The following is a 203-nucleotide window of genomic DNA, read 5'->3' on the forward strand; positions in this document are numbered from 1 at the left end:
TACGATTACGACATCATCCTCCTCGACTTGAACCTGCCCGACATGTCGGGCTACGAGGTGCTGCGCAACCTGCGCGTAGCCAAAATTCAGACTCCCATCCTCGTCCTGTCCGGCATGGCCAGCATTGAGGACAAGGTGAAGGGTCTGGGCTTCGGGGCCGACGACTACCTCACCAAGCCGTTCCACAAGGACGAGCTGGTCGC

The 203-nt window shown here is 59.6% G+C and carries 1 protein-coding gene; it reads left to right on the forward strand.

The window, feature by feature from the left end; all coding sequences use genetic code 11:
• Positions 1-203 (forward strand): response regulator (locus AC0IY0_RS29190; protein ID WP_471766533.1); only part of this gene is annotated, 203 nt, incomplete at both ends.

This window comes from Methylobacterium sp. AC315, assembly GCF_979253755.1.